Source organism: Rubricella aquisinus, assembly GCF_014199445.1.
In the GTDB taxonomy this organism is placed as follows: Bacteria; Pseudomonadota; Alphaproteobacteria; order Rhodobacterales; family Rhodobacteraceae; genus Rubricella; species Rubricella aquisinus.
This window is the reverse complement of sequence record NZ_JACIJS010000017.1, coordinates 1-7,412: the sequence shown is the minus strand read 5'-3', so window position 1 is coordinate 7,412 and position 7,412 is coordinate 1. Positions and strand designations below refer to the sequence as shown.

The following is a 7,412-nucleotide window of genomic DNA, read 5'->3' as shown; positions in this document are numbered from 1 at the left end:
ACGTCCACGGCTGCCTCTGTAGGCCCGTAGAGATTAACAATTGGTGAACGCGTGGCCGCCATCGCCTCTTTTGCGAGGGTCGTGGTTAACGCCTCACCCGAGCAGATGATCCGCCGGAGCGACGCGCAGCGCGCGCCAAGCCGCGGCGTCTCGACAAAGGCTTGCAGCATCGCGGGCACGAAATGGATATGGGTGATCCGCTCTTTCTCAATCAAATCCGCAAGATAGCTGCCATCGCGATGCCCGCCTGGTGCCGCGATCACCAGCGTCGCCCCTTCGCGCAGCGCCCAGAACAGCTCCCAGACCGACACGTCAAAGCCGATCGGGGTCTTTAACAAAACCCGATCAATTGGAGACAATTCGAAGGCCTCCTGCATCCAGACCAGCCGATTGTCGATGGCGCCATGGCTGACCATCACGCCCTTGGGCCGCCCGGTGGAGCCGGAGGTGAAGAGGATATAGGCGAGATCTTCGGGCGTGATCGCGCGGGCAAATGCGGGGCCATCGGGCAGGGCGTTGAGCGGGCTAAACGCCCAGCCTGACAGGGAAATCTCCGCCTCATCCCGCAGCAAACCAGTCGGACAACCAGGGCCAGAGAGCACCGTCCGCGCGCCCGAATCCTCCAGCATCATGCGCAATCGCGCGACCGGCATGTCCGAATCAAGCGGCACATAGGCCGCCCCCGCGCGCAGAATCGCATAGAGCCCGATCATCAGCTCAAACCCGCGCTCCGCCGCGATGCCGACCGCATCCCCGCGCGCGACCCCCGATGCGACAAGCACGCGCGCAAGCCGCTCCCCGCGCGCGACAAACGCATGATAGCTCAGATCGGTGCCATCAAACCGCAGCGCGGCCCGGTCCGGCGCGGCGGCGGCCTGCTCGGCAATCCCGCCCAACAAATGCCCCAACCCCGCCGCCCGCTCCGGCCCCACGCCTAACGCAGCCCCCGACGCCCCCTCCAAAACCACATCCCCAACACACCCAACACCCCCAACAACCCCCCGCAATCCCTCAATAAATTGCGACAAAAGAGAGCTGGCAGTGGAGGACGAGAAAAGGCTTGGTTTGTAATGCAGTTTCACGCCCATCACCGGCCCCGGCGCGACAAGCAGCGTCAGGGGGAAATGGCTCTCCTCGGTGGTGGTCACGTCGCTGATCGTGAGGCCCGCGACCTGATCCATCAGCGTCGGATCGACCGGGTAGTTTTCATAAACGACAGCGCTGTGAAACAGGGTCGGGCCGTCAAGGTCGGGTGCTGCCGCGATCACATCGGGCAGGGGATCATGCTGCCTTGCGCGCAGGTCCGCCGCGCGCATCTGCACCTCCTGCAACCACGGGACCAGGGGCGCATCGGGGGAGAGATCCGCCCTCAGGGGCAGCGTGTTGATGAACATGCCCACCATCTCATCCGCGCCGGGCAGGGTTTCGGGGCGACCGGACAGGGTGGTGCCGAATACCACCGATGGGGCGCCGCTGATCTGGGACAGGACAATCGCCCAAACGCCATTCATCAGGGTGGCCAGCGTTATGCCTGCCTCCCGGGCAAACTGCGTGGCAGCGTCGGTCTCCTCCGCGCTGAGGGTGAGGGACAGCGTGTCCGACCCGATGCCCTGCGCGGAGAGGGGCGCGTCAAATGGCAAATCTGTTGGGGCCGTGATCCCGGCAAGCGCTTTTGCCCAAAATCCGGTATCTGCCGCGCGGTCGGGCGTGTGATGGGCATAATCCGACAGGGTGACACGCGGAACAGGGGCCGCGCCCGACACGTAGGCCGTGAACACTGCGCGCAGGATCAACGGCAAAGACCAGCCATCAAGGAAGATGTGATCGCTGGTCCAGAGGAAAAGCCAGTCATCCTCTGCCGTTTTCGCCAGCGTGATATGGTGGGGCGGTGCATCGGGGCGGCGCTGATCCTGGGCGCGGCGGGTCAGCGCCTTTTCCGCGTCCTTGCCGGACCAGTCGAGCAGGTCAAAGATCGGCTCTGCCTGTTGCACAATAACCAGAAGTGGCTCCTCACCGCCCGTCTCGATCCGCCCGCGCAAGGCAGGCTCGGCGTGGAACACCGCCCGCCACGCGGCAAAGAAGTGCTCAGGATCAAGCGGTCCTTGCAATCGGCACTGCACCTGTTCAACGCGCGCGGTGCTGTCCTTGTGCCGCAGGCTGTCCGCGAGCATCCCCGATTGCAGCGGTGTCAGCGGCAGGATGTCGTCAATCGGGCCATGGGTTGCCGTAATATGTTCCAGATGCGCGCGGCTGACCGTGACATGGGGGAAATCAGATGGGGTCTGATGCGTTGCCTCTTGGGCGATGGCCGTGGCGACCAGCGATCTGACCTCCGCTAGGCAGGCCTCGGCCAAGGGCGTCAGGTCGTCATATTGCGCAGCCGCATACGAAAGGGAGAGGTGCAGTTGCCCCTCCCGCACATGGGCCGACATCTCGATAAGATGGTCCCGCGGATCACCCGGTGCGCGCTCTGGCCCGGCGGACAGGTCGGTGACGGTAAAGGGCAGGTTGGACGGGCCGGTGTCGAGCACGCCGAAATAGTTGAACAGGATGTTGGCCGCGTCCTGTGGCGCTGCGGGGCGGCGCAACCCCTCCTTGGCCGCGATGATCTGCTCGACCGGATCATCAGGGCAGGGCAGGTGGATCGGGGCGACATGGGTGAACCAACCGATTGCACCCGACAGCGCGCCATCGGTTCGGCCATGCCGCTCCACATCCATGCTAAGAGCATCCCGCCCGGCCCAACGCGCCACGGCGCGGGCGCATCCAGCGAGGATCAATTCCTCCGCCGTTATGCCAAAGGGCCGTGTCGCTTCGGTCAGCAATGCGGTGGTTTGGGCCTGGTCAAGGGCTGCCTGCCTGCGCGTGACGTCGCCATAGGTGTTGGTGCCGTGGGGCCGATCCATTGGCAGCGATTGCCGCTCGGCGGGGATAGGTGGCGCAATATGATCCTCCCGCAACCATGACAACAACGCGGTAGACGGCTGAGGTGGCGTGGCCCCTGACAACAGATCGCTGACCTCCTGCAGCAAAATCCGCCACGACACCGCATCAATCACAAGGTGATGCGCGGTCAGGATCAGGCGGCCGGGTTGCGTCGTGGCGGCGATCACCGGCCCGTCTTCAATGTCGATCAGCGCCCTCAGATCACGGCCCAAATCCTCAAGTGTGGCGTTGCCCCCGGTGATCCAGCCCAACGAGCCCGGCCCGGCATAGTGTTGCTGCCATGCTCCGCCCATTTGCCGGAACCGCAGGCCAAAGGCGGGATGCGCCGCCACGCGATCCTCCAGCGCCGCGCGCACCGCCTCTGGCTCTGCCGGCGTGTCAAGGACGATGGTTTGCACGAAATGGTTGGGATCGCTCGGGCCGCTGTCGAGATACCATGCCTGCATCGGGCTGAGCGGCAAGGGGCGATCATCCGACAGGGGCGCGGTGGTCGCCGCTTCTATCGGGGTGAGGGCTTGCGCGAGTGCCGCGAGGGTCTGAAAGGTGAATACATCCTTCGGGGCGCAGCGATAGCCGCGTGCCTCCAGCCCTGCGACGACTTGAATGGCAGTGATGGAATCCCCGCCCAGACCAAAGAAATTCGATGCCCGGCCAATGGTTTGCGTGCCCAGAATGCCGCGCCAGACCTGCCAAACGGCGGTCTCTTCGGCGGTTTGGGGGGCGTCCGCTTGATCGTCGTCCAATCGGGGGGCGGGCAGGGCGGCCATGTCGATTTTGCCATTCGGCGTCACCGGGAACCGCTCCAGCCGGACCAGTGCCTGCGGGATCATGTAGCGCGGCAAATGGCGGAGCAGGTCCGGCTCTATCGCGCTCAGGCTCAGGCCCGCGTCGCCTGTGACATAAGCCACAAGCATCGGGCGCGGCGTGTCGACCCGGGTGATAACGGCATCCATGACCCCGGCGCAGGCCCGCAGCGCGGCGCTGATTTCGGCGGGTTCTATGCGGAACCCCCGAAGGGAGATCTGATCATCCGCCCGGCCCACGAACATCAGCGCCCCATTGCCGAGCATGCGCACCCGGTCCCCCGTGGCATACATCCGCGTGCCCGGTGTGGCACTGAACGGATCGGGACGGAAGGCGGCAGCGCTCTGCCCGGCCTGCCCGAGATAGCCCAACGCGACCGCGATCCCGCCGAGGAACAATTCCCCCACCGCGCCACGCGGCACAGGCCGCATGTAACGGTCGAGCACATAGGCGGCGACGCCGGGCAAGGGGGTGCCAATCGCGGGCGCATCGTCTACCCCGGTCGCGATATGCAGGGTGGAGCAGACGGTATTCTCCGCCGGACCATAGGCATTGATCACCCGGCGCTCCGGCCCGGCCCAACGGGCGATCACGGCTTGCGGGCACGCCTCGCCCATCGCGACGATCACGCGCAGGCTTGGGCACTCCTCGGGCGTCATCGCCAGAAGGAGCGACGGGGGCAGGGTCACCGTCGTCACGTTCTGCTGTCGGATGAACCGCTCAAGCGGCTTGCCCGGTTGCCGCTCCTCCGCGTCGGGGATCACGACGGTCGCGCCACAGGCCAGCGGGATGAGCGTCTCCCCAATCGCCGCGTCAAAGGCGGGGGAGGCGAAATGCAGCATCCGCGCACCCGGCTCCAGCGCGAAGTCCCGCCCATGGGCCGTGGCCAGATTGGCAAGCCCGCGATGGGGCACCATCACTGCTTTAGGCTGGCCGGTCGTGCCGGAGGTAAAGATGAGATAGGCCAGATCATCGGGACGCGGTGCGCCGGGCGGGTCGCCTGCCACCCCGCCTGTCAGATCATTCATGTGGCAGACCGGGGCTGCGACATGGGAGGCATCTACATCATCCGCGATCACGAGCATGGGCTGTGCTGTCGCGATCATATGGGCGATCCGACCCTCCGGGTGATCGGGGTCGAGCATGACAAACGCGGCCCCGGCGCGCAGGACGGCAAGTTGCAGGATCGGGATCGCGGCGCTTCGCCGCAAAAGAAGGCCCACCCGGTCCCCCCGTCCAATCCCCCGTGCGGTGAGCGCCGCCGCGATCTTGCCCGCGTGTTCCCATAGCTCGGAATAGCTGAGCGTCTCGTCGGTTGTGGCCAGCGCCGTGCTCCCAGGCGCGGTTTCGACCCAATGGCGGACCTGATCCAGAAACGTGCGGTCCGTCACGGGCGCATGGGCCTGCGCAGGTGTCGCGTCAGCCGGCAACCCGTCCAGCCGCGCCAGCGGCACCGTCGGCGCGTGGGTAACCGCATCAATCAGCGCGCCGAAATGCCGGGCCATGCGCGCGATCGTGTCCGCATGAAACAGATCCCGGCGATAGGTGATCTCCCCCCGGATGCCATCCGCGTTTGGCGTCAGTACAAAGGCGAGGTCATGGGTGGCGGAAGTGACTTCGGCCTGCAACGGCTCTGCCTCTAGCTCGTCGAACTGCCAGTCCATCTCTGGCATCGACTGATAGGCCAACAGCACCTGATAGATCGGATGCCGCGCCGGATCCTGTGCCGCACCCGTCGCCTCAACCACCTGTTGAAACGGCGTGCTGGCATGACGGAACGCATCGCGGCTTATCTGGCTGATCTGTTGCAGGTGGCGCGTGAAATCCTCGTTGGGGTCGATCCGCGCGCGCAAGGCCAGCGTGTTGATAAAGCAGCCGACAAGCTCCTCCATCCCCGGCGCGTCCCGCCCCGCAATCGGCGTGCCGATGACGATATCCGTGTCGCCGGAATAGCGGTGAAGCAGCAATGTCAGCACCGCGTGCACAGCCATAAAGCCGGTCGCGCCCTGCGCTTGTGCAAGTCGCATCAGGGCCGATTGTTGCTGTGCCGTGATCTTAAAATTGAGCGTCGCTCCATCAAAACAGGGCGCAGCGCCCCGCGGCACGTCCGTCGGTAGCGCGAGCGTCGGCGCGCCCTCCAGTGTCTTGGCCCAATAGTCCACGCCCGCATCGGGGGCGTCGGCCGTCAGATAGCCCAACGGATGGTTTGTGACCTCCGGCAAGGGCGCGCGGTTCCAAAGCTGGCTCAAATCCCGCGCGATCACCCCGGCCGACCATCCATCCGCGATCAGATGCGGCACGGTTAGTGTCAGGTGATGGGTGTGCGTATCGGTCTTTTGCAGGTGCGCGCGCAAAAGCGGTGCGCGCGTCAGATTAAACGGCGCGTCGCCCGCCGGGCCGTCGATCAATGTGATTTCTGCATGAGTGTCAATGACTTGCCATGGCCCATCGGCGCGTATCTCAAACCGGGCGCGCAGCATCGGATGCCGGGCAATCAGGCGGTTGAGCGCGTCGGTCAAACGGGCGCGGTCCAATGCGCCGTGCAGAATCACGTCTGCGCGCAGGTTGGTCGGCGCCGTACCGCTCGCCAGATGCTCAAGCGCCCAAAAGCCCCGCTGAACCGGTGAGAGCGGCGCTTCATTGCGCGCAGGGCGTGGGCTGACATCGGTGCCCTTTGGCGCTTGCGCGATCTTTTCGGCCAATGCCTTGAGGGTTGGGGTGTCGAAGATTTCGGCGAGGGTTGTGTTGGTTTGGAAGCGGTCGCGGATGCGGGCGGCGGTGCGCATGGCGGTGAGGGAATGTCCGCCGAGGGCGAAGAAGCTGTCGTCTCGGGCGATCTCGTTGGCGTCGATGCCGAGGGTTTCGGCCCAGATGGCGGCGAGTGCGCGTTCGGTCTGGCCCTGGGGGGCGGCGCGGTTTTGCGCGCGCTGGCCCCAGTTTTGCGGTTTGGGCAGGGCTTTGCGGTCGAGCTTTCCGGAGGCGGTGAGCGGCAGCGCGTCCATGAGGATGAGCGCATCGGGCTGCATCGCGGGGGCGAGGTGGCGGGCGATCCAGTCGGCGAGGTCGGGCAGGGGGGCTGTGGGTGCGTTGGTGTCCGTGTAGAGGGTGGCGGGCGCGGTTGGATCGGCCGCCGCATGCACAGGCGCGCCCGGGATTGGGCTGGTCGCGCTGTCGGGCGCGGTGCCGTGGGGCGTGGACCCATGGGCGTGGCGTGCGCCGTGATCCCCGTCCTGATCCGCCTCCTGCGGCACCGACCGGTCCATTGCGGCCAGTTGGGTCGTGCCGGGCCTGCTTGCCGCAATCCCAGACTGTGCCGCCGCGCTCGGCACGTCTGATGTGGCCGTGTCGGGGCCAGCCGCCGCGCCATGTGCGGCATCTGGAGCCACGGTTCCCAACGGGCCCGCGTCGGTTGTCGCGGCCCCTGTGGCTGTGGGCGGCGCATAGCCCTCGGCCAGCGTGTAATAGGCCGCAAGGCGCGCCTGACCGGTGCCGCCCGCCGATGACCCGCCCGCCGATGACCCGGCCGGCGATGACCCGGCATCGGCTTCGGCGGGCCACAGCTTCACCGCGGCGGCGGCCACGCCCGGATGGGCCGCGATGGCGGCCTCGATCTCTCCCGGTTCGATCCGCTGGCCGCGGATCTTGATCTGTGCGTCGGCCCG

Annotated in this window: 1 protein-coding gene; it reads right to left on the bottom strand. The window is 66.3% G+C overall.

Going from position 1 to position 7,412, the window contains the following annotated elements; translation table 11 throughout:
- Positions 1-6,752: amino acid adenylation domain-containing protein (locus tag FHS89_RS16110; RefSeq protein ID WP_425502824.1), on the bottom strand; the 6,752-nt coding region annotated here is incomplete at its 3' end.
- Positions 6,753-7,412 lie beyond the last annotated feature (660 nt).